The sequence below is a fragment of the Allobosea sp. NPDC003192 genome, from assembly GCF_050275675.1.
Classification (GTDB): Bacteria; Pseudomonadota; Alphaproteobacteria; order Rhizobiales; family Beijerinckiaceae; genus Allobosea.
The window spans coordinates 189346-209995 of the sequence record NZ_JBNNPK010000005.1; the positions used below are offsets into that span (position 1 = coordinate 189346).

The window sequence follows — 20650 nt, forward strand, 5'->3', positions numbered from 1 at the left end:
TAGCGAAGCGTCACTATTGCCATTGCCTGCCCGAGGAGGGCGATCCCACGTCCATGTTCGCCCCACTCTTCCGTTTCCTTGAAAGCCGTATCGACGTCTTCGCGCCATTCGACGAGCGCGAGACGCCGCCGACCGGCGTGTTCCGCTTCATGTGGCACCACATCAAGGGCGTGAAGGGCTGGATGGCCCTGATCATGCTGACCGGGCTCGGTTTTTCCGGCATCGAGGCGGCGATGTATCTGATGGTCGGCTGGTTCGTGGACCTGCTGACCAGGAACACGCCCGAGCAGGTCTTCGGCGAGCATGGCTGGCTGCTGATCGGTGCGGCGGTGCTGGTCACCGTGGTCAGGCCACTGATCTATTTCGCCAACCACGCCATCGTCGACCAGGTGGTGGTGCCGCAGATCACCAACCAGATCCGCTGGCGCAACCATGTCTATACGCTCGGCCATGCGCTCTCCTATTTCCAGAACGATTTCGCCGGCCGGCTGTCGTCGCGGGTGATCCAGGCCGGGCAGGCGATCCGCGGCGCGACGATCGAGGTCATCGACGATCTCTGGTATGCGCTGATCTTCGTCTCGGTCGCGCTCGGCTTCTTCGGTTCGACCAGCATCTGGCTGGTTCTGCCGGTGCTCGTCTGGCTTGCCGCCTATGTCACGCTGCTGGTCTATTTCGTGCCGCGGGCCAAGAAGCGCTCGGAGGCGAACTCGCTCGGCCGCTCGACCACGACGGGGCGCATCGTCGACGCCTACACCAATATCCTGACGGTCAAGCTCTTCGCCCGCGCCGATGCTGAGCGCTCGGCGGTGCGCGACTCGTTGACGCGCTGGAACGCTTCGTTCCTCAACCTGTCGCGATTGATCACCGGCGTCAGCGTCATCCTGCAGACGATGAACAGCCTGCTGGTGGTGGCGACGGCCTGGCTCAGCCTGCATCTGTGGAGCCAGGGCGAGATGACGCCGGGCGCTGTCGCCGCCGCGATCGGCCTCGTGCTACGCCTCGTGCAGATGTCGAGCTGGCTGATCCATCTGGTGCGCGGCGTCTTCGAGAACATCGGCTCGGTGCAGGAGAGCATGGAGACGATCGCCAAGCCGCATGATCTGCCCGATGCAGCCGACGCGGTGCCGCTCAAGATCGGGCAGGGCGGTGTCCGCTTCGAGCATGTCCGCTTCAATTACGGCAAGCCGCTGGGGTTGTTCGAGAATCTCGATCTCGAGATCAAGCCGGGCGAGAAGATCGGGCTGGTCGGCCCCTCCGGCGCGGGCAAGTCGACGCTGGTCAACCTCCTGCTGCGGCTCTACCCGCTCGATTCGGGCCGCATCCTGATCGACGGGCAGGACATCGCCCATGTCACGCAGGAATCGCTGCGCAGTCAGATCGGCATGGTGACGCAGGACAATTCGCTGCTGCACCGCTCGATCGGCGACAACATCGCCTATGGCCGCATCGGCGCGACGCAGGACGAGATCGCCGCTGCGGCGAAGCGGGCGGCAGCGCATGATTTCGTCCTCGGCCTCAGCGACCAGGACGGGCGCCAGGGCTTCGACTCGCGCGTCGGCGAGCGCGGCGTGAAGCTCTCCGGCGGCCAGCGTCAGCGCATCGCGATCGCTCGCGTACTGCTCAAGGACGCACCGATCCTGATCCTCGACGAGGCGACGTCGGCGCTCGATTCGGAGGTGGAGGCCGAGATCCAGGCGCAGCTTTCCACATTGATGGAAGGAAAGACTGTGATCGCGATCGCGCACCGGCTTTCGACCATCGCCGCGCTCGACCGGCTGATCGTGCTCGACAAGGGGCGGATCGTCGACATGGGCAGTCATGACGAATTGGTGCGGCGCGGCGGGCTCTATGCCCGCCTTTGGGCCCGGCAGTCCGGCGGCTTCCTGGCGCTCGCCGACAGCGAGCGGATTCCGGCCTGAGCCGACTGCACGGCGGCATTGCTGCGACGCAGTGGGCTGCGGCACGCGCGACAGTAGACTTCGTCAAAACTGCATGCCAAAGAGCGCGCAGGCGACGTGCCGTCGGAAGGCGGCCCTGCGTCCGCGCCCCCATGAGGGCGCTTGATTGTGTTTCAGCCGGCCAGGCCGGCAGCCGAGCAGGGAACTGGATCGTGGCGCAAGCGACCGATACGACTGGCACCGAACCCACCCGCCGCGATTTTCTGATGCTGACGACCGGCGCTTTCGGCGCTGTCGGCGCCGCCGCGCTCGTCGTGCCGCTGGTCAGCCAGCTGGCGCCGGATGCGCAGGTCGTCGCCGCCGGTGCCCCGATTGATCTCGATCTCGCCCCGATCGCCGAAGGTCAGGCAATCAAGCTGTTCTGGCGCGGCAAGCTGATCTTCGTGCGTAATCGCACCAAGAAGGAAGTCGACGAGGCCAAGGCCGTCGACATCGCGACGCTGCGCGACCCGCAGACCGATGAGCAGCGCACCAAGGCCGGCCATGAGAAGTATCTCGTCGTCTACGGCAGCTGCACCCATCTCGGCTGCGTGCCGCTCGGCAGCGCCCCGGGCGAGCCGAAGGGCGAGTTCGACGGCTGGTTCTGCCCCTGTCATGGCTCGCACTACGATTCCTCCGGCCGCATCCGCAAGGGTCCTGCGCCGCTGAACCTGCCGGTGCCGCCCTACGCGTTCACCGCGGACACCAAGATCAAGATCGGCTGAGCCTTTTCAAAGGCGAGGACGGCATCGAGCGGAATTGAGAGAGCTTGAGGCGAGCATGAGCGGTCACAGCACCTACCAACCGAAGACGGGGATCGAGCGCTGGCTCGATGCGCGCCTGCCGATCGTGCGGCTGATGCACGATTCGGCGGTTTCCTATCCGGTGCCGCGCAACCTCAACCTGCTGTGGACCTTCGGCGGCATCCTCGTGTTCATGCTGGTGGCGCAGATCATCACCGGCGTGATCCTGGCGATGCACTACACCCCGAACGCGACCATGGCCTTCAACTCCGTCGAGCACATCATGCGCGACGTGAATTTCGGCTGGCTGCTGCGCTACCTGCACTCCAACGGCGCCTCGATGTTCTTCGTCGCCGTCTACATCCACATCTTCCGTGGCCTCTATTACGGCTCGTACAAGGCGCCGCGCGAGGTGCTGTGGATCCTCGGCGTCATCATCTTCCTGCTGATGATGGCTACTGCCTTCATGGGCTATGTCCTGCCCTGGGGCCAGATGTCCTTCTGGGGCGCGACCGTCATCACCAACCTGTTCTCGGCGCTGCCGGTGATCGGCGAGACGATCGTCACCTTCCTGTGGGGCGGCTATTCGGTCGACAACCCGACCCTGAACCGCTTCTTCTCGCTGCACTTCCTGCTGCCCTTCATGATCGCCGGCGTCGTCGTCCTGCACATCTGGGCGCTGCACCATGTCGGCCAGAACAACCCGACCGGCGTCGAGGTGAAGGACGTCAAGAAGGACACTGTTCCCTTCACGCCCTATGCGACGATCAAGGACCTGTTCGGCATGGTCTGCTTCATGCTGGTCTTCGCCTGGTTCGTGTTCTACCAGCCGAACTTCATGGGCCACGCCGACAACTACATCCCGGCGAATCCCGCTTCGACGCCCGCCCACATCGTGCCTGAATGGTACTTCCTGCCGTTCTACGCGATCCTGCGTGCGATCCCGGACAAGCTTGGCGGCGTCATCGCCATGGGCGGCGCGATCGTGATCCTCGCCTTCCTGCCCTGGATCGATACCTCCAAGGTCAAGTCGATGACCTACCGGCCGATCGCGCGCCAGTTCTTCTGGATGTTCGTGCTGGTCTGCATCGGCCTCGGCTATCTCGGCGCCATGCCGGCCGACGAGCCCTATGTCACGCTCTCGCGGATCCTGACGGTGCTGTATTTCGGCTTCTTCCTGGCGCTGGCCCTGATCGGCATCTTCGAACGGCCGGCCCAGATGCCGACTTCAATCGCCGACTCGGTGCTCGGCGGCTCGGGCGCCCGCCTCGGCCACGCCACCGCTTCGGAACCGCAGGCCAAGGGCTGAACGAGATCATGAGCAAGATGTCCCTTCGCCTGTCGCTCGCTGGCCTCGTCACCGGCCTCGCCGTTGCGGTTGCCTCCCCTGTCCTGGCTGCCGAAGCCGGCCCGAAGCCGCCGGCGCAGAGCTGGTCGTTCTCCGGCCCGTTCGGCAAGTTCGACCAGGCCCAGCTGCAGCGCGGCTTCAAGGTCGCCAAGGAAGTCTGCGCCAGCTGCCATGCGATGAGCCTGATCCGGTTCCGCAACCTGTCGCAGCCGGGCGGGCCGGGCTTCACGCCCTCGCAGGTCGCGGCCCTGGCGGCGAGCTACACCAACATCAAGGACGGCCCGAACGAGTCGGGTGAGATGTTCGAGCGTCCCGGCCGTCCGGCCGACGCCTTCCCGGCGCCGTTCCCGAACGAGCAGGCGGCACGCGCCGCCAATGGCGGCGCCTATCCGCCGCCGATCGACATGCTCGCCAAGGCGCGCACCTATACGCGCGGCTTCCCCACCTTCGTCTTCGACATCTTCACCCAGTATCAGGAGCAGGGGCCGGACTACATCGTCGCGCTCCTGACCGGCTACAAGGACCCGCCGAAGGAGTTCCCGCCGCTGCTGCCGGGCCAGAACTACAACACCTACATGCCTGGCCACCTGATCGCGATGCCGAAGCCGCTCAATGACGGCCAGGTCGAGTATCCGAAGGGGCCGGACGGCAAGTCGCCGGTGCCGGAGACGACCGAGCAGTACGCCAAGGACGTCGCCGCCTTCATGATGTGGATGGCGGAGCCGCATCTCGAGGCGCGCAAGCGCATGGGCCTCCAGGTGATGCTCTTCCTCGCGCTCTTCGCCGGCCTGCTCTACTTCACCAAGAAGAAGATCTGGTCGCGTCTGCCCGAGCATGCCTCGACGCACTGAGTGAGACAGCCTCGAGAAGGGCCCCGGAAACGGGGCCCTTTTCGTTTGTGCGGCCTGTCAGGCCGGCCATCTCGGACCGGCGCAGCTTCGCCCGAACGACGGCGTTCGATCGTGCGCGCCGCCGTGTTACGGCTGTCACGAATCTCGATCCTTATCCGGGCAATCATCGGGGAGCTCACATGGCTGAAGCAGTTCTGGGCATCATCGGCGGCTCCGGCATCTATGACCTGCCGGGCCTGACCGACCTGCGCGAGGAGCGGATCGAAAGCCCCTGGGGCGAGCCCTCCGACGTGCTTCGGATCGGGCGAATGGGGGAGACCAGAATCGTCTTTCTGCCGCGCCATGGCCGCGGCCATGCGATCCCGCCCTCCGAGATCAACTACCGTGCCAATATCGATGTGCTGAAGCGGGCAGGTGTCACCGACCTCGTCTCGCTCTCGGCCTGCGGCTCCTACAAGGCCGAGCTCTATCCCGGGCTGTTCGTGCTGGTCGATCAGTTCGTCGACCGCACGGCCGGCCGCGCCAGCTCCTTCTTCGGCAAGGGCTGCGTCGCGCATGTCTCGGTGGCGCATCCGGTCGGCCCAGCCTTGCAGGAGCGGATCGCGGCGGCGGCGACGGCGGAAGAGCTGCCTTTCGTGCGAGGCGGGACGCTCGTCACCATGGAAGGCCCGCAATTCTCGACGCTGGCGGAATCGTTGACCTATAAGGGCCTCGGCTACGACCTGATCGGCATGACGGCGATGCCGGAGGCCAAGCTCGCCCGCGAGGCGGAGATCACCTACGCCACCGTCGCCATGGTCACCGACTATGACTGCTGGCACGAGGAGCACGGTGCGGTCGACGTCGCCTCCGTCATCGCCGTGCTGCACGCCAATGCCGACAAGGCGCGTCGGCTGGTGGCGCGGCTCGCCGCCGATTTCCCGCGCGAGCGCGAGATTTGCCCGGCCGGCTCGCACAACGCCCTCGACTTTGCCATCGTCACTGCGCCGGAGCACCGCGATCCCGCGCTGATGGCCAAGCTCGATGCGGTGGCGGGGCGGGTGCTGACGGCGCAGGGCTGACGCCGCGCCGGCTTTCCCGGAGCGGGCGCCTTGGGCTAAGAGAGGGCGCCTCAGCCGATGGACGATATGATGGACCGCAGCGCACTCGCCGACCTGAAGAATGCGATCCGGACGATCCCCGATTATCCGGCGCCGGGAATCCAGTTCCGCGACATCACCACGCTGCTCGGCGATGCCCGCGCCTTCCGCCGCGCCGTGGACGAGCTGGTGCAGCCCTTCGCTGGGCTGAAGATCGCCAAGATCGCCGGCATCGAGGCGCGCGGCTTCATTCTCGGCGGCGCCGTGGCGCACCAGCTCTCGGCGGGTTTCGTGCCGGTGCGCAAGAAGGGCAAGCTGCCGCATGCGACGGTCGGCATGCCCTATTCGCTCGAATACGGCGCCGACGAGATCGAGGTGCACAAGGACGCGGTCGCACGCGGCGAGCGCGTCCTCTTGGTCGACGATCTCGTCGCCACCGGCGGCACGGCGGAAGCGGCGGTGAAGCTGCTGTCCTCGCTCGGAGCCGAGGTTGTCGCCGCCTGCTTCATCATCGACCTGCCGGACCTCGGCGGGGCCGACAAGATCCGGCGGCTCGGCGTGCCGGTGCGCACGCTGGTCTCCTTCGCCGGACATTGAGCGATGAGGATCCACGGACGGCACTACCGCACCATCTGGCTCGACGATGATGGCTGGGCCGTTGTCGTCATCGACCAGACACGACTGCCTTTCCACTTCGAGACGACAAGGCTTTCGACCGCCGAGGAAGCCGCGCATGCGATCCGCCACATGACCGTGCGCGGCGCGCCGCTGATCGGCGCGACCGCGGCCTATGGTGTCGCGCTGGCATTGCGGGTCGATGCCTCCGATGCCGCGCTGGAGCAGGCGCTGGCGCTCCTGGGCGCAACCCGGCCGACGGCGGTCAACCTGCATTGGGCGCTGGCCAGGATGCGCAGGCGGCTGATCGAGTTGCCGGAAGCGGAGCGGGTCGCTGCGGCCTATGCCGAGGCCGGCGCGCTCTGCGACGAGGACGTCGCGCTCTGCCATGCCATCGGCGAGCACGGCCTCGGCGTGATCCGGCAGATCGCGGCGAAGAAGCCTGCGGGCGCGCCGGTCAACATCCTCACGCATTGCAATGCCGGCTGGCTCGCCACCGTCGACTGGGGCACGGCGCTGGCGCCGATCTATCTGGCTCACGACGCCGGCATCCCCGTCCATGTCTGGGTCGACGAGACGCGGCCACGCAACCAGGGCGCGGCGCTGACGGCCTATGAACTCGGCAGCCATGGCGTGCCGCATGCCGTGATCGTGGACAATGCCGGCGGCCATCTGATGCAGCACGGCCAGGTCGACATGGTGATCGTCGGCACCGACCGAACGACCGCGAGCGGCGACGTCGCCAACAAGATCGGCACCTATCTCAAGGCGCTGGCGGCCAGGGACAATGGCGTGCCGTTCTATGTGGCGCTGCCCTCGCCGACGATCGACTGGACGCTCGATGACGGGCTGAAGGACATCCCGATCGAGGAGCGCAGCCAGCGCGAGGTCACGCATCTCTTCGGCCAAGGCGAAGATGGCAGCACCGGCTTCTTCCAGATCGCGGCGCCCGGCAGCCCGGCCTGCAATCCGGCCTTCGACGTCACCCCGGCACGGCTGGTCACCGGACTGATCACCGAGCGCGGCATTGCGCCGGCGAGCCACGAGGGGCTGGCGAGGCTTTTTCCCGAGATGACCAGTGGTGTGGCGGCATGAGTGAACAGACATTGCGCGAGGAGATCGTCGCGGTCGCCCAGGCGATCGACAAGGCTGGCTTCTGCCCGTCGAAATCCGGCAATGTTTCCGCGCGCTTCGGCGATGGATTCCTGATCACGCCATCGGGGCTGCCCTATGCGCGGACGAAGCCTGAGGACCTGATCTACCTTGCCCTCGACGGAACGGTCCTGAGCGGCAGCCGCAAGCCATCTTCGGAATGGCCGTTCCATGTCGCGATCTACAAGGCGCGTCCGGATGCGCAGGCGATCGTCCACACGCATTCGCCACGCGCCACGGCGCTGTCCTGTGCGCGACGCGGCATTCCCGCCTTCCACTACATGATCGCGCTCTGCGGCGGCGCCGATGTCCGCTGTGCCGACTACGCCACCTTCGGCTCGCCGGAGCTGGCGGCGAACGCGGTCAGGGCGCTGGAGAGCCGCAAGGCGGTGCTGCTGGCCAATCACGGCGTGATCGCCCTCGGCGCGAGCCTCGCGGGGGCACATACCATTGTCGCCGAGGTCGAGAACCTGGCGGGACAATATCTCGACCTGCTGGCGTCCGGGCTAGAGCCTGTGATCCTCGGCGAAGCGGAGATGGTGCGCGTCAGCGCGAAATTCGCAGGTTACGGAAAGGTCGGCTGATCTTAAGAGCCGATCTCACCGGTTGTTAACGGCTCTCGTCTATTGAGGGCCGGATGAAGCTCTCGCGCTATCTGCTCGATTCGCTCGACGCCCTCGGTATCGGCGTTTGCGAATACGATGGAGAGATGAGAGCCCTCTGCTGGAACCAGACCTTCCTGCAGATCTTTCCCGAGGATGAGGGCGAGATCTATGTCGGCGAACCCTATGCCGACAATCTCACACGCTTCTATCGGCTCCGGCTGTCGCCTGAGGAGATGCCCGATATCGCACGACATGTCGCCGAAGGCGTGACGCGCCACGAGAACCAGACACAGCCCTTCGAGTTCATCCACAATGGCCGCAAGCTGCGCGCCTCCTCACTGCGCGCGCCGGACGGCGGGCGCGTGCGGCTGTGGCAGCCGCTCGACGTCGAGAGCCATGCCGAGACGGCGCCCGAGCTGGTGCTGCCGACCATGGATGCGCTGCGCTTCATTCCCGACGGCGCCACGATCCTCGACGCGAAGGAGCGGGTGATCGCGGCGAACGACGCCTTCCGGCGGCTTTATGACCTGCCGCGCGGCACCTCGGTGGTCGGCCGCACGCTGGACGAGATCATCGCCTGGTGCTGGCGTGGCGCTTCGCCCACGGGCGCCTGGCGGGCGGCGATCAGCAATGGCCTGCGCTATGACGGCGTGCCCTTCGAGATCGAATTGCCGGGCCAGCGCTGGCTCAGATTGATCGCACGGCACAGCACCGGTGGCGTCAGCTTCTTCACCCATGCCGACATCACCGTCGCCAAGCGCCAGCAGATGGAGCTGCTGGAGGCCCAGGAAGCTCTGCGCCGGGCCAATGCGGCGCTGGCGGAACTCGCCGAGACGGACGGGCTGACCGGCCTCGCCAATCATCGCCGCTTCGTCGCGCGCTTCGCCGATGCCGCCGCCCGGCGCGAACCGCTTTCGCTGATGATGATCGACGCCGACCATTTCAAGACGATCAACGACCGCTTCGGCCATCTGGTCGGCGATGCCTGCCTCAAGGCGATCGCCGAGGTCATCTCGGCACAGGTTCCGTCGACATCGGCGCTGGTGGCCCGGATCGGCGGCGAGGAGTTCGGCGTCCTGCTCGGCAATATGCCGATCGAGGCGGCCCAAGAGGTCGCGACGGCTATTCGCCGCGCCTTGCGACGGGTGCCGTGGCGCCTGCTCCACGACGAGCTGACAGGCGTGACCGTCTCGATCGGCCTGTGCGCGGGGGAAGGGCCGCTGGACGGCAAAAGCCTCCAGGCCCGCGCGGACGAGGCGCTCTATGCCGCCAAGCGCAATGGCCGCGATCGGATCGAGCTGGCGAACCCGCCGGCGGCGTCGCGACGCATCGCGAGCTGACCAGCGCCGGGCTCAGCTCGGCTTGCGCTCGATGAAGACGCAGCCGTCGAAGCTGAAGACGGTCTCGCCCTTCTGGTTGACGCCGGTGTTATGGTGGAAGAACAGGCCCCAGTCCGGGCGCGAGAGGCTCGGACGCTTGTCGGCCACGGTCGAGTGATAGGTGATGCGGTCGCCGGCATAGACGGGCTTCAGCCAGCGCAGGTTCTTGAAGCCGGGCGAGGGGCCGAGCCGCGGGGCGGCAGCCGGCGCGAGTGTCGCCTCCTGCCGGCGGCGGTGGCTGACCATTGCCGCCATCCAGCCGGCAGCCGTATGCCAGCCTGAGGCGCAGAGGCTGCCGAAGGAACTCTTCCTGGCCGCCTCCTCGTCCATGTGGAAGGGCTGCGGATCGAAGGAGCGGGCGAAGGCGACAATCTCCTCCGGCGTGAAGACCAGGCTGCCGAGCTCGTAGCTCTCGCCGATGATGAGTTCGTCGAAGAAGCCGGGAGGAGCCGTCGGCTTGCTGGGCGGCTCGACGCTGACGGTCGCCTGCGGCGGCTGGTAGCTGGCGGAGTGCTTCAGCCAGTCACCGCGCGCCGCCTCGAAGCCGGAGCCGCGGCGGCCGAACATGATCCAGTTGTTCTGCTCGACCACCGGCTCGCCGCGCTGGTTGATGAGCTCGAGGCGGAACTTGACCAGCCCCATCTCGGGGCGCGAGCGCGATTCCTTGGTCTCGACGACGGTCCAGCGCAGCGTCAGCACGTCGCCGGGCTTCACCGGCCGCAGCCATTTGACCTCCTCGATGCCGGGCGAGCCCATCGAGGTCGCGTCGAGGAGAAAGCCCTCCGCGACCAGCCGCATCAGCAGGGCGCAGCTGTGCCAGCCCGAGCCGATCAGCGCGCCGACAAAGCTCGCCTTCGCCTTTTCCGGGTCGATGTGGAAGTCCTGCGCGTCGAAACGCCGGGCGAAGGCGAGGATGTCATCCTGCGAGACGGAAAGCGCGCCGTATTCGTTCACGGCGCCGGCGACGAAATCCTCGAAGTAGCGCATCGTTAGCCCATCTCGCTGATCAGGCCCGCATTCTGCTCGCGCGGCCAGGCGGGATCGAGCCGAAAACGCGCAAACTCCGAATGCTCACCGAACATGGCGCCGGAGCGGATTGCGCTCCGGCGATGCAAGCTCAGTTGGCGAAGCGGAAGTGCAGCACATCGCCGTCGGCGACGACGTATTCCTTGCCTTCGAGCCGGAACTTGCCGGCCTCGCGCGCGCCGCTCTCGCCCTTGTTGGCGATGTAGTCGTCATAGGCGATGGTCTCGGCCCGGATATAGCCCTTCTCGAAATCGGTATGGATCACGCCGGCCGCAGCCGGGCCCTTGGTGCCGTTCTCGATCGTCCAGGCGCGGGCCTCCTTCGGACCCACCGTGAAATAGGTGACGAGGTTGAGCAGGGCGTAGCCGGCGCGGATCACGCGATTGAGGCCGGGCTCGTCGAGGCCGACGGCTTCGAGATAATCCTTCTGGTCGGCGGCCGGCAGCACCGCGATCTCGCTCTCGATCTTGGCGGAGACGACGACCGCAACGGCGCCTTCCTCGGCGGCGCGGGCCTTGACCTGTTCGGAGAAGCTGTTGCCCTTGTCGGCGCTGGCTTCCTCGACATTGCAGACATAGAGCACAGGCTTGGAGGAAAGCAGGCCGAGCATCTCAAAGGCGCGGCGTTCCTCGGCCGCGACCTGGACCAGGCGGGCGGGCTTGCCCTCGCGCAGCAGCACGAGGCAGCGGTTCATCAGATCGGCGGCTTCCTTGGCCTCCTTGTCGCCGGACTTGGCCTTCTTCTCCAGCGGCAGGACGCGCTTCTCGAGGCTCTCGAGATCGGCGAGCATCAGTTCGGTCTCGATCGTCTCGATGTCGGCGATCGGGGCGATCTTGCCCTCGACATGGGTGATGTCGCTGTCCTCGAAGCAACGCACGACATGGGCGATGGCGTCGCATTCGCGGATATTGGCGAGGAACTGGTTGCCGAGGCCCTCGCCCTTGGAGGCGCCGCGCACCAGGCCGGCGATGTCGACGAAGGTCAGCCGGGTCGGGATGATCTCCTTCGAGCCGGCGATGGCGGCGAGCTTCTCCAGCCGCTCGTCGGGGACGGCAACGTCGCCGACGTTCGGTTCGATGGTGCAGAAGGGATAGTTCGCCGCCTGCGCCGCCGCCGTCTGCGTCAGCGCGTTGAAGAGGGTCGACTTGCCGACATTCGGCAGGCCGACGATACCGCATTTGAAGCCCATGCTGGCTGGTCCGTTGCGTTTGCGACCGCACAGGGGCGGTGACGAGATGATGATGTGAATGCTCCGGGCCTTATTGGCGTCCGGGCGCCAAAAGACAAGATGGCGGAGGGAGAGGCCGCATCTGCAATGGCGATGGCGGCCGCCGAACGCGGCGATCCCGTGACGCGGCCGCCATGCCTCCCTGCCCCAGAGTTCCGTTGGTCTCAGTCTCGTCGTGACTGTTGAAAGGCGCCGAAGTTCCGCGATTTGAACAGTGGTTCACAAATCGTAAAGACCGGTGTCTCGGCATTCATCTTTGGCAACGTTAGGTTGCAGGCTCCGGCTTTCCGTGGAGTTCCTGGCCTATCATGGTTGCACTCGGTCGTTTTGGCGTGGTCCGTGCCCGAATAGCGGTCATGTCCACGGTGAGTCTGCTTGCGCTCGCCGCTACACCAGCACTGACGCAGACTTGGCAGGGCACCACGGCCGATTGGCATACGCCGGGCAACTGGTCGACCGGTGTTCTCCCGACCGCAGTCACTGCCGTCACGATCGGGTCCGGCTCGGCGATCGCGCCGACGATCACTGCACCCGGCGCCAGCACGAAGACGCTCGTCATCGGCGCCGCCGGAGCCGGCCAGTCCCTGACGGTGGGGGCTGGAGGGGAGCTCACCACGACCGACTACGTGACCATCGGCAATCTCGCCGGCGAGACCGGCGCGGCGCATGTCGATCGCGGCACCTGGAACGGGACCTATCTCGATCTCGGCTACAGAGGCAGCGGCACGTTCACCGTCTCGAACGGCGGGAGGGTGAGTTTCAGCCAGTTCGTCCGGTCCGGCGTTTTTCCCACCGGGAGCGGGGCCATCACGATCACCGGGGCGGGAACGTCCTGGTACAATGGCAATGGTCACGTCATCGGCGACCAAGGGCAGGGCACCTTCAAGCTCCTGGCCGGCGCCACGGCTGACGATCGTGCCGTGACCCTCGGCTACAATACCGCGGCGGTCGGAAGCGCCTCTGTCGATGCCTCGGCCTGGAACATCCGGGGCGGGTTCATGATCAGCCGCGAAGGCCGCGGCGATGTCGTCGTTTCAAACGGCGGTACGGTGACGACGACCAGCAATACTTATCTCGGCTGGCTGGCCGGTGGACGGGGATCGCTCATCCTCGACGGTGCCGGGTCGGCGATGACTGTCAGTGGTTTCACGGCTATCGGCGGAGGCGGCGAAGGCCGTGTCCTCGTCACCAACGGCGCGTCCGTACGCACGACCCAGGGCATCATTGGCTGGGAGACCGGCTCGCGCGGCGAATTGCGCGTGACCGGCGCGAATTCGCAATGGCTCGGCTCGATCTACCTGATGGTAGGCAATCTCGGCGTCGCGGAAGCCACGGTCGACAGCGGCGCCCTCGTTCGGGTCGACAATGGCGGCCTGCTGGTCATCGCGAACCGGGCCGGCTCGACCGGAACCCTCAACATCGGCGCCGCGTCGGGCGCCCAGGCCCGAGCCGCAGGATTCCTGGACGTATCCGAGATCCGCCTCGGCAAGGGGACGGCGCGGCTCGTCTTCAACCACACCGATACGAACTACATCGTTTCCGCCCGCATCACCGGCAAGGGCACCATCGTGCACGAGAGCGGCACGACGATCCTGAAGGCAGCGAACAGCTTCACAGGTGCGATGCAAGTGACCGGCGGCCTGCTCGTTGCCGAGGGGTCGCTCGCTTCGTTCGCCAATGTGACGATCGGGGAGGGAGGCACCATCGGCGGAACGGGGCAACTGCCGTCGACGACCGTGCTGGGCACGATCTCACCCGGCAACTCGCCGGGCACGCTGACGGTCAACGGCAATCTGACGATGGGTGTGAACTCGACCTATGTCGCCGAAATCCAGGGAGCGGTCGCCGACAGGATCAACGTCACTGGCACGGCGGCACTGGCGGGTACGCTGAAACTGGCCTTCCTGCCGGGCGCCTACAGCTTCGGCACCTCCTATACGTTGCTCTCGGCGCAAGGCGGCCTTGGGGGCACCCGCTTCGGCGCCGTCGATTCCTCCTCTGGTTTCGGAGCGGGAGTCGCCGCCAGTGTCGCCTATACCGCGAACGACCTGCTGGTCACGCTGTCGGCCAAGCCGCTCTCCGGTCTGGTCACCGGCCCCGCCAACGCTCATGCGATCGCCGCCGGACTCGACCGGGCGGTTGCGGGCGGGGCGGATCCGTCAGCTCTCTTCGGGATCTACAACCTGCCGTCGGCCGCGATGCCAGCCGCGATCAACCAGCTCTCCGGTGAAGTCCACACGGCGGTTCCGGCGATGGTCGTCTCGGCCTCCGACCAGTTCCTGCGGGCGATGCTCGATCCGTTCGCGGCGGGGCGCGAGACGATGGCGTCGGGGGCTGCGGCATTCTCCGATCTCGCGACGCGCAAGGGCGCGTCTGCGCAGGATCCCGCTCAGCCGCTGGCGCCGGCCTATACGGTCTGGGGCGCGGCTTTCGGATCGTCCGGGCGCAGCAATGGCTCCGCCTGGGTCGGCTCGGCGCGGCGCGATCTCGATGACGCGCATCTGGCTGTTGGCGCCGACCTGCGGATCGCGCCTGGCACGATGCTGGGCTTTGCGCTCTCGGGCGGCAGCGCCAATGCCTCGCTGGCAGGCGGGCTCGGCAAGGCCAACGCCGACGTCTTCCAGGCCGGCCTTTACGGCACGACACGGCTGGGGCCGCTCAACCTCGCGGCAGCCCTTGCTTATGGCGTGCTGGATACGGATGTGAAGCGCAGCGTGCCGTTGCTCGGCAGTTCGCTCTCATCGTCCTACACCACTACAGCCTGGAGCGGCCGGTTGCAGGCGAGCCTGGCGCTTGCCGACTGGGGCGGCTTCACCGTGTCGCCGCTGGCGGCGGTGCAGGCGGTACAGGCCCGCAGCCCGGCGCGTGCCGAGACGAATTGGGCGGGCGCGAATACAGGAGCGCTCGTCGTCGGCAAGCGCGATTACGTGAGCTCGCGCAGCGAGCTCGGCCTTCAGCTCGACTATGCCAGCGCTCTTGGGGGCCGGGCACTCGCCGGCTATCTGCGCGCGGCCTGGGCACATTACTATCAGCGTGAGGCCAGCCTGAGCGCCTCGCTGACCGGGTTGGCGGGGTCGGGCTTCGCGATCGAAGGCGCACGGGCACCGCGCAACAGCGCGTTTCTGGCGGCGGGGCTCGATCTCAGGCTCAGCCCATCGATGGTGATCGGCGCCCATCTCGACGGTGAACTCTCTGAAAACACCCGCCGCATCGGCGGACAGGCGCGGTTCAAGGTCAGCTTCTGAAGGAAGGCGGGCGCCGCGGGACGAAGGCTTCCTGATCACGCGAACGTGCATGGCGGCCCGGTTGGCGAGCGCGCACGGGTTGAGCGCGACTTGAAAGACCGGCTACCGGAGTTGCCCCATGCGCCTCGCCTCGCTCGCCCTGATCGGCCTCGTTACGGTCCTAGCAACTGGCGCTCAGGCGCAGACGCCGCAGACCCGTATCCGCGGCACGGTCGAGCGTCTCGACGGCCAATCGCTGACGGTGAAGACGCAAGAAGGCACGGCGACGGTCGCGCTCGCGCCCAATTACTCGGTCGGCGCGGTGGTCAAGGCTTCGATGGCCGATATCAAGAAGGGCAGCTTCATCGGCGTCGGCGCCCGCCCGCAGGCCGGCGGCTTGACCGCCGTGCAGGTCTTCGTCTTTCCCGAGGCGATGCGCGGCACGGGCGAGGGGCACAGGCCCTGGGCCGTGCTGCCGGACTCGACGATGACGAACGCGACGGTGGCCGACACGGTCTCGCGGGTCGATGGCAGCAGCGTCACGCTGACTTATCCGGGCGGCGAGCAGACGATTGCGATCACGCCCGAGGCCAACATCATCATGGCGGCTCCAGCACAGGCTGCCGATCTCGTCGCCGGGGCGCAGGTGGCGCTGACCGCGAGCCGGCAGGCCGATGGCAGCCTGTCGAGCGGCCGGGTGACGATCGCCAGGGCCGGCGCCAAGCTGCCGCTGTGAGGGCCGAATTCTAATCCGTCGCCTTCTCGCCGAGGCGCTTTACTGCGCTGTGGCCGCGCGCCTCCATGAAGAGGTGGACCTTGTTCTGGAAGCCGGCATCGTCATGGGCGGCGAGCTGGGCGGCATTGTCGGCGCAGGCGGAGCAGAGGTCCTCGACCCAGGGCTCCTCGGCCTTGCCGAAGTCGTTGAGCACATAGGAATGGACCAGCGCCTTGTCGCCGGGGTGGCCGATACCCATCCGGACCCGGCGATAGTCGTTGCCAATCGCGGCGGTGGTCGAACGCAGGCCGTTATGGCCGGCATTGCCGCCGCCGAGCTTCACGCGCAGCTTGGCGGGGGCCAGGTCGAGCTCGTCATGGAAGACGATGACGTCGGCAGGGGCGACCTTGAAGAAGCGCGCGGCTTCGCCGATCGCACGACCGGACTCGTTCATATAGGTCTGCGGCAGCAGCAGCAGCGCCTTCTCGCCGCCGATCGTCGCTTCACAGGCATAACCCTGGAAACGGCTGCGCCAGGGCGTGGCGCGGCTGGCGCGAGCGATCGCCTCGACCGCCATGAAGCCGATATTGTGGCGGTTGCGGGCATAGCGTTGGCCGGGATTGCCGAGGCCGGCGAAGATCAGCATCGTTCGGGTCCGCTAACCTGTCGTCAAAAGCAAAACGGCCGGGCATGCCCGGCCGTCCGTTGGTTTCGCCAAACTGACGAAAGACCGGCTCAGGCCTTGGGGGCCTCGGCCTCGGCCGCAGCCGGGGCTTCCGCCTCGACGGTCGGCGGCACGATGGTGACGAGCGTCGGGTTGTCGCGCGCCGTCAGCGTCACGCCGGCCGGCAGCTTGATCGCGTCGGCATGCAGGGTGTCACCGACCGCAAGGCCCGCGACCGAAACCTCGACGAACTCGGGGATGCTCTCGGGAGCGACTTCGATCTCGAGCGAGTGCTCGACGATCTGCAGGGCGCCACCGCTCTTCAGGCCGGGCGACTGCTCCTGGCCGACGACGTGCAGCGGAACCTCGACCTTGATGGTCTGGCCGGCGGCGACGCGCAGGAAGTCGACATGGATCGGGAAATCCTTGACCGGGTCGAGCTGGTAGTCGCGCGGAATGGCGCGCGTCTTCTTGCCGTCGACGTCGATCTCGAACAGCGTGGTCAGGAAGTGACCAGCATAGATCATCTGGCGGGTCTTGTTGGCATCGAGCGCGATGGCCACGGGCGCTTCGCCCGCACCATAGATCACGGCGGGAGTGAGGCCCTGGCGACGAACTTCCCGGGCGGCCCCCTTGCCGACCTGGGCGCGCGCCGAAGCCTGAATCTGCTTCACGGCGGTCATGTGTCTGATCCTTAGTTCTTCAAAAGACATGGCCGCCTGCCGGCGGCCATTGCGGTTCGCGCCCCTGCCTCCAAGGGTGTCAGTGGGGCGCAGGCAGGCTCATAGGCGAAACCGGGGACAATCTCAAGTCCGGAGCCGGATTTCAGGCGGCGGTGGCGGCCGGGCGCGCCGGCGCCCCTGAAGCTACCGGGCTGAAATTGCCGACGAAGGCGGGGACCGCCTCAGCCGGCATCGGCCGTGAATAGTGATAGCCCTGGCCGAGGCGGCAGCCCATCCCGGCCAGGCGCCGGGCCTGGCCCTCGTTCTCGATGCCCTCGGCCACGATCCGGATGCCGAGCCGGCCGGCGATACCGATCAGCGCCTCGACGATGGCGCCGTTCCTGGTCCCACCCTCGATGCCGGCGACGAAGGACTTGTCGATCTTGATCGTGTCGACCGGAAAGTCGAGCAGATGGGTGAGCGAGGCGAAGCCGGTACCGAAATCGTCGAGCGCAACCAGGATGCCGCGTTCGCGCAGCCCCTCCATGGTGCGGGCGACGCCGTCGCGGCGCCCGCCCATGATCACCTGCTCGGTGATCTCGACGACCAGATGCTCGAGCGGCACCTGCGCCCGCTCGAAGGTCCGGGCGATGCGCTGGACGAGGTCGCCTTTCTGGAAGTCGGCCGAGGTGACGTTGAGGCCGACGAAGGGAACCGGCAGGCCCTCGCGCAACCATTGCGCCATGTCGGCCGCGATCGCCGGCAGCATCTGGCTCGAGATACGATAGGCCAGCTTCGGATCGAGCAAGGCATCCTGGAACTCGCCGGCGGCGACGACACGCCCATCGTCGAGGCGTAGGCGCGCCAGCGCCTCCATGCCCCTGATCTCGCCGCTGTCGAGCCGGACGATCGGCTGGTAGTAGGGAATGAGGCGCCCGGCGCCGAGGGCGTCACCGACGCTGCGGATCGTCTGGATGCGGCGGGTCATCGAAGTCCGCAGCCCGCCCTTGAAGCGGACATAGCCGCCGCGCCGTGTCTCCTTGGCATGGTAGAGCGCGAAATCGGCGTTCTGGCGCAAGGTGACGCTGTCGGCGCCGTCGTCTCCGGCGATGGCTCCGCCGATGGTGACGCTAGGGGCGATGGTCGTCCCTTCGCAGTCGATCGGCGCCTGCATCGCGACGAGGATGGCGCCGGCGACGCCGCGCAACTCTCCGGCCTTGTCGCAGCCGGGCAAAAGGACGGCGAATTCGTCGCCGCCGATCCTGTAAGCCGTGCCGTTCGGCGCGACCGCCGCGAGCCGCGAGCCGACGGCTTCGATCAGCCGGTCGCCGACCGGGTGGCCCATGGTGTCGTTGACCGCCTTGAGGTGATCGATGTCGATCAGCAGCAGCCCGAAGCCTGTCCTGGTCTTGCTCGTCGTCTGGCCGATCGCGTCGTTGAACCGGGCCCGATTCGGCAGTCCGGTGAGCGTGTCGAAATAGGCGAGGCGATGATTGCGGGCATTGACCTCTTCATGCTCGATCGCGATGGCGCACAGATGCACGCAGGTCTCGACGATCCGGCGCTCGAAGAGCGTCGCTCCGCGCGGTTCGCGGTAATAGAAGGCGAAGCTGCCGACGACGCGGCCATCGCGCGCCGCGATCGGGCTCGACCAGCAGGCCTGCAGGCCGAGCGGCAGCACCAGTTCGCGATAGCCCTCCCAGAGCGGATCGGTGGCGATGTCGGTCACCTCGACCGGGGACTTTCGATAGATCGCCGTACCGCAGGAGCCGAGCCGCGGGCCTATCGGAACGCCCGACAGCGCTTCGCCATAGGCGGGCGGCAGGCTCGGCGCGGCGAGGGGGCGGAGGCTGAAATCGTCGTCCACCGCCACGACCGAGCAGACGACTCCTGGAGCGAGCGCCTCGACCCGCTCGCATAGAGCCGCGATGATCGCGGACAGTTCCTCGCCACGCGCAATCGATTCCAGTATGGCGTTTTGCAGGGATTGCAGACGCTCGACGGAATCAGGACGGCGCATCGGGACACTCGGCAGGACGGAAGGCGCCATTATGCCGCAGCGGCATGAAACCGCCGTTTCCCGCTTAGGTCGAATTGTCGCTTTTTCCGCCCCTCAGGCGGGAGAGAGCCCGATCCGCTCGTCGCGCCGGCGCAACAGATGCATCAGTGGCAGCGCCAGCAGCACCATCCAGGCCTTGCCGATGATCTGGCCGGTGAGGAAGTCGAGGCTGCCGAAGGCGAGCCAGAGGAAGACGAGACTGTCGACGACGAGCCCGAAGATGCTCGAGGCTGCGACCGCGGCGACGAAGTGGCGGCGCTGCAGTGGGGTATAGACCGCGAAATCGGCGAGCTCGGAGAGCAGGAAGGCCGTGGTCGAGGCCAGGACGATCGCCGGCGGGGCGAGCATGCCCGAGATCAGCGTGCCGATCGCGATCGCGCCGAGGCCGGCGAAGGGGCCGAGGCGCCGCTGGACGATGTCGCGCAGGACGAGCGCGAGCCCGACCATCAGCACGCCGCTCGGCGCCTTGATGCCGGGCGCGACGGGGACGAGGCAGGGGCCGTCGGGCACACAGACGGTGCCGACATTCCCGATCAGCCAATTGGCGAGCGGGATGGTCAGGGTGAAGAGGGCGAGGGCGACGTAGCCCTCGATCTGGCGCTGCCGATCAATCGTCATGTTTGTATCCGCTGTCGTCCGGCGCGGCCTCATAGGCCGCAAAGCCCCTGGCTCGCAAGTCGCATGCCGGGCAATGGCCACAGCCATAGCCCCAAGGGTGCCGCTTGCCGCGGTCGCCGAGATAGCAGCTATGCGTCTCTTCCACCACCAGGTCGAGCAGGGCATTGCCGCCGAGCTCCTTCGCCAGGGCGAAGGTCTGCGCCTTGTCGCGCCACATCAGCGGTGTGTGCAGCACGAGCCTTCGGTCGAGTCCGAGGCCGAGCGCGACCTGCATCGCCTTGATCGTGTCGTCGCGGCAGTCGGGATAGCCGGAATAGTCGGTCTCGCAGACGCCGAGCACGATGTGCTTGCAGTGGCGGCGATAGGCCAGCGCGGCGGCGAAGGTCAGGAAGATCAGGTTTCGCCCGGGAACGAAGGTGTTCGGCAGGCCGGTCTCGGCGAAGGCGATCTCGCTTTCGCTGGTCAGCGCGGTGTCCGAGATCGCGCCCAGCGTCTTCAGGTCGAGCAGGTGATCCGGCCCGAGCCGATCAGCGTAGACAGGAGACAGGCCCGGCAGCGTAGCCCGGATCGTCTCGCGGGAGGCAAGCTCGATGCGGTGGCGCTGGCCATAGTCGAAGCCGACGGTCTCGACCGCGGAGAAGCGCTCCAGCGCCCAGGCCAGTGCGACGGTGGAATCCTGGCCGCCGGAGAAGAGGACGAGGGCGCGGTCCGCGCCGGCCGTGATGGCCGCCATCGCGCCGCTCCC

At 67.0% G+C, this 20650-nt stretch carries 18 protein-coding genes; 11 read left to right on the forward strand and 7 right to left on the reverse strand.

All coding sequences use genetic code 11. The annotated features are described in order from the left end of the window. Positions 1-53 precede the first annotated feature (53 nt). From ACQKLX_RS09390 to ACQKLX_RS09430, 9 genes are all read left to right on the forward strand, one after another. Positions 54-1919 (forward strand): ABC transporter ATP-binding protein, encoded by a 1866-nt coding sequence (locus ACQKLX_RS09390; RefSeq protein WP_427361312.1) that lies wholly within the window; start codon positions 54-56, stop codon positions 1917-1919. Between the two features lie 191 nt (positions 1920-2110). After that, positions 2111-2662, forward strand: coding sequence for a ubiquinol-cytochrome c reductase iron-sulfur subunit (gene petA, locus ACQKLX_RS09395; protein WP_427361313.1), 552 nt, complete (start codon positions 2111-2113; stop codon positions 2660-2662). A gap of 55 nt (positions 2663-2717) precedes the next feature. Continuing rightward, positions 2718-3989 carry a cytochrome b gene (locus ACQKLX_RS09400; protein WP_427361314.1) on the forward strand — a complete coding sequence of 424 codons (1272 nt, stop codon included), beginning with the start codon at positions 2718-2720 and terminating at the stop codon, positions 3987-3989. An 8-nt stretch (positions 3990-3997) separates the two neighbouring features. After that, positions 3998-4879: a cytochrome c1 gene (locus ACQKLX_RS09405; protein WP_427361315.1), complete on the forward strand. Its 882-nt coding sequence runs from the start codon at positions 3998-4000 to the stop codon at positions 4877-4879. A gap of 179 nt (positions 4880-5058) precedes the next feature. Further along, positions 5059-5940 carry an S-methyl-5'-thioadenosine phosphorylase gene (locus ACQKLX_RS09410; RefSeq protein ID WP_427361316.1) on the forward strand — a complete coding sequence of 294 codons (882 nt, stop codon included), beginning with the start codon at positions 5059-5061 and terminating at the stop codon, positions 5938-5940. Positions 5941-6009: 69 nt separating this feature from the next. After that, entirely contained in the window at positions 6010-6555 is a 546-nt protein-coding gene (locus tag ACQKLX_RS09415; RefSeq protein WP_427361415.1) for an adenine phosphoribosyltransferase, read from the forward strand. Between the two features lie 3 nt (positions 6556-6558). Beyond that, positions 6559-7668: an S-methyl-5-thioribose-1-phosphate isomerase gene (gene mtnA, locus ACQKLX_RS09420; RefSeq protein WP_427361317.1), complete on the forward strand. Its 1110-nt coding sequence runs from the start codon at positions 6559-6561 to the stop codon at positions 7666-7668. Beyond that, positions 7665-8309, forward strand: a complete 645-nt coding sequence (locus ACQKLX_RS09425; RefSeq protein ID WP_427361318.1) for a class II aldolase/adducin family protein — start codon at positions 7665-7667, stop codon at positions 8307-8309. Before mtnA ends, ACQKLX_RS09425 begins: the two co-directional genes overlap by 4 nt. 53 nt (positions 8310-8362) lie before the next feature. After that, positions 8363-9670, forward strand: a complete 1308-nt coding sequence (locus ACQKLX_RS09430; RefSeq protein WP_427361319.1) for a GGDEF domain-containing protein — start codon at positions 8363-8365, stop codon at positions 9668-9670. A gap of 12 nt (positions 9671-9682) precedes the next feature. On the opposite strand, the gene ACQKLX_RS09435 is transcribed toward ACQKLX_RS09430, so the two are convergent. Beyond that, the gene (locus ACQKLX_RS09435; protein WP_427361320.1) at positions 9683-10696 is read right to left on the reverse strand and encodes a MaoC family dehydratase; all 1014 of its coding nucleotides are present in this window, start codon (positions 10694-10696) and stop codon (positions 9683-9685) included. 130 nt (positions 10697-10826) lie between these two features. Continuing rightward, complete coding sequence (ychF, locus tag ACQKLX_RS09440) at positions 10827-11924, reverse strand: redox-regulated ATPase YchF (protein ID WP_427361321.1); 1098 nt, start codon at positions 11922-11924, stop codon at positions 10827-10829. Positions 11925-12319: 395 nt separating this feature from the next. Here ychF and ACQKLX_RS09445 point away from each other — a divergent pair, with 395 nt between their 5' ends. Both ACQKLX_RS09445 and ACQKLX_RS09450 read left to right on the forward strand, forming a co-directional pair. After that, positions 12320-15208: an autotransporter outer membrane beta-barrel domain-containing protein gene (locus ACQKLX_RS09445; protein WP_427361322.1), complete on the forward strand. Its 2889-nt coding sequence runs from the start codon at positions 12320-12322 to the stop codon at positions 15206-15208. A gap of 118 nt (positions 15209-15326) precedes the next feature. Continuing rightward, on the forward strand, positions 15327-15923 hold the full coding sequence (locus tag ACQKLX_RS09450) for a hypothetical protein (protein ID WP_427361323.1): 597 nt from the start codon (positions 15327-15329) through the stop codon (positions 15921-15923). Positions 15924-15933: 10 nt separating this feature from the next. Here the strand turns inward: ACQKLX_RS09450 and pth are convergent, their stop codons facing one another. The 5 genes from pth to queC all read right to left on the reverse strand — a co-directional run bounded on the left by pth (position 15934) and on the right by queC (position 20638). Further along, a complete protein-coding gene (gene pth, locus ACQKLX_RS09455) occupies positions 15934-16548 on the reverse strand; it encodes an aminoacyl-tRNA hydrolase (RefSeq protein WP_427361324.1) in 615 nt (204 codons plus the stop codon). Positions 16549-16637: 89 nt separating this feature from the next. Then, the gene (locus ACQKLX_RS09460; RefSeq protein ID WP_427361325.1) at positions 16638-17249 is read right to left on the reverse strand and encodes a 50S ribosomal protein L25/general stress protein Ctc; all 612 of its coding nucleotides are present in this window, start codon (positions 17247-17249) and stop codon (positions 16638-16640) included. A 142-nt stretch (positions 17250-17391) separates the two neighbouring features. After that, positions 17392-19248: a putative bifunctional diguanylate cyclase/phosphodiesterase gene (locus ACQKLX_RS09465; RefSeq protein WP_427361326.1), complete on the reverse strand. Its 1857-nt coding sequence runs from the start codon at positions 19246-19248 to the stop codon at positions 17392-17394. A gap of 93 nt (positions 19249-19341) precedes the next feature. Then, positions 19342-19905 carry a VUT family protein gene (locus tag ACQKLX_RS09470; protein WP_427361327.1) on the reverse strand — a complete coding sequence of 188 codons (564 nt, stop codon included), beginning with the start codon at positions 19903-19905 and terminating at the stop codon, positions 19342-19344. Beyond that, positions 19895-20638: a 7-cyano-7-deazaguanine synthase QueC gene (gene queC, locus ACQKLX_RS09475; protein ID WP_427361328.1), complete on the reverse strand. Its 744-nt coding sequence runs from the start codon at positions 20636-20638 to the stop codon at positions 19895-19897. The genes ACQKLX_RS09470 and queC overlap by 11 nt, the downstream gene beginning before the upstream one ends. Between the last annotated feature and the right edge of the window lie 12 nt (positions 20639-20650).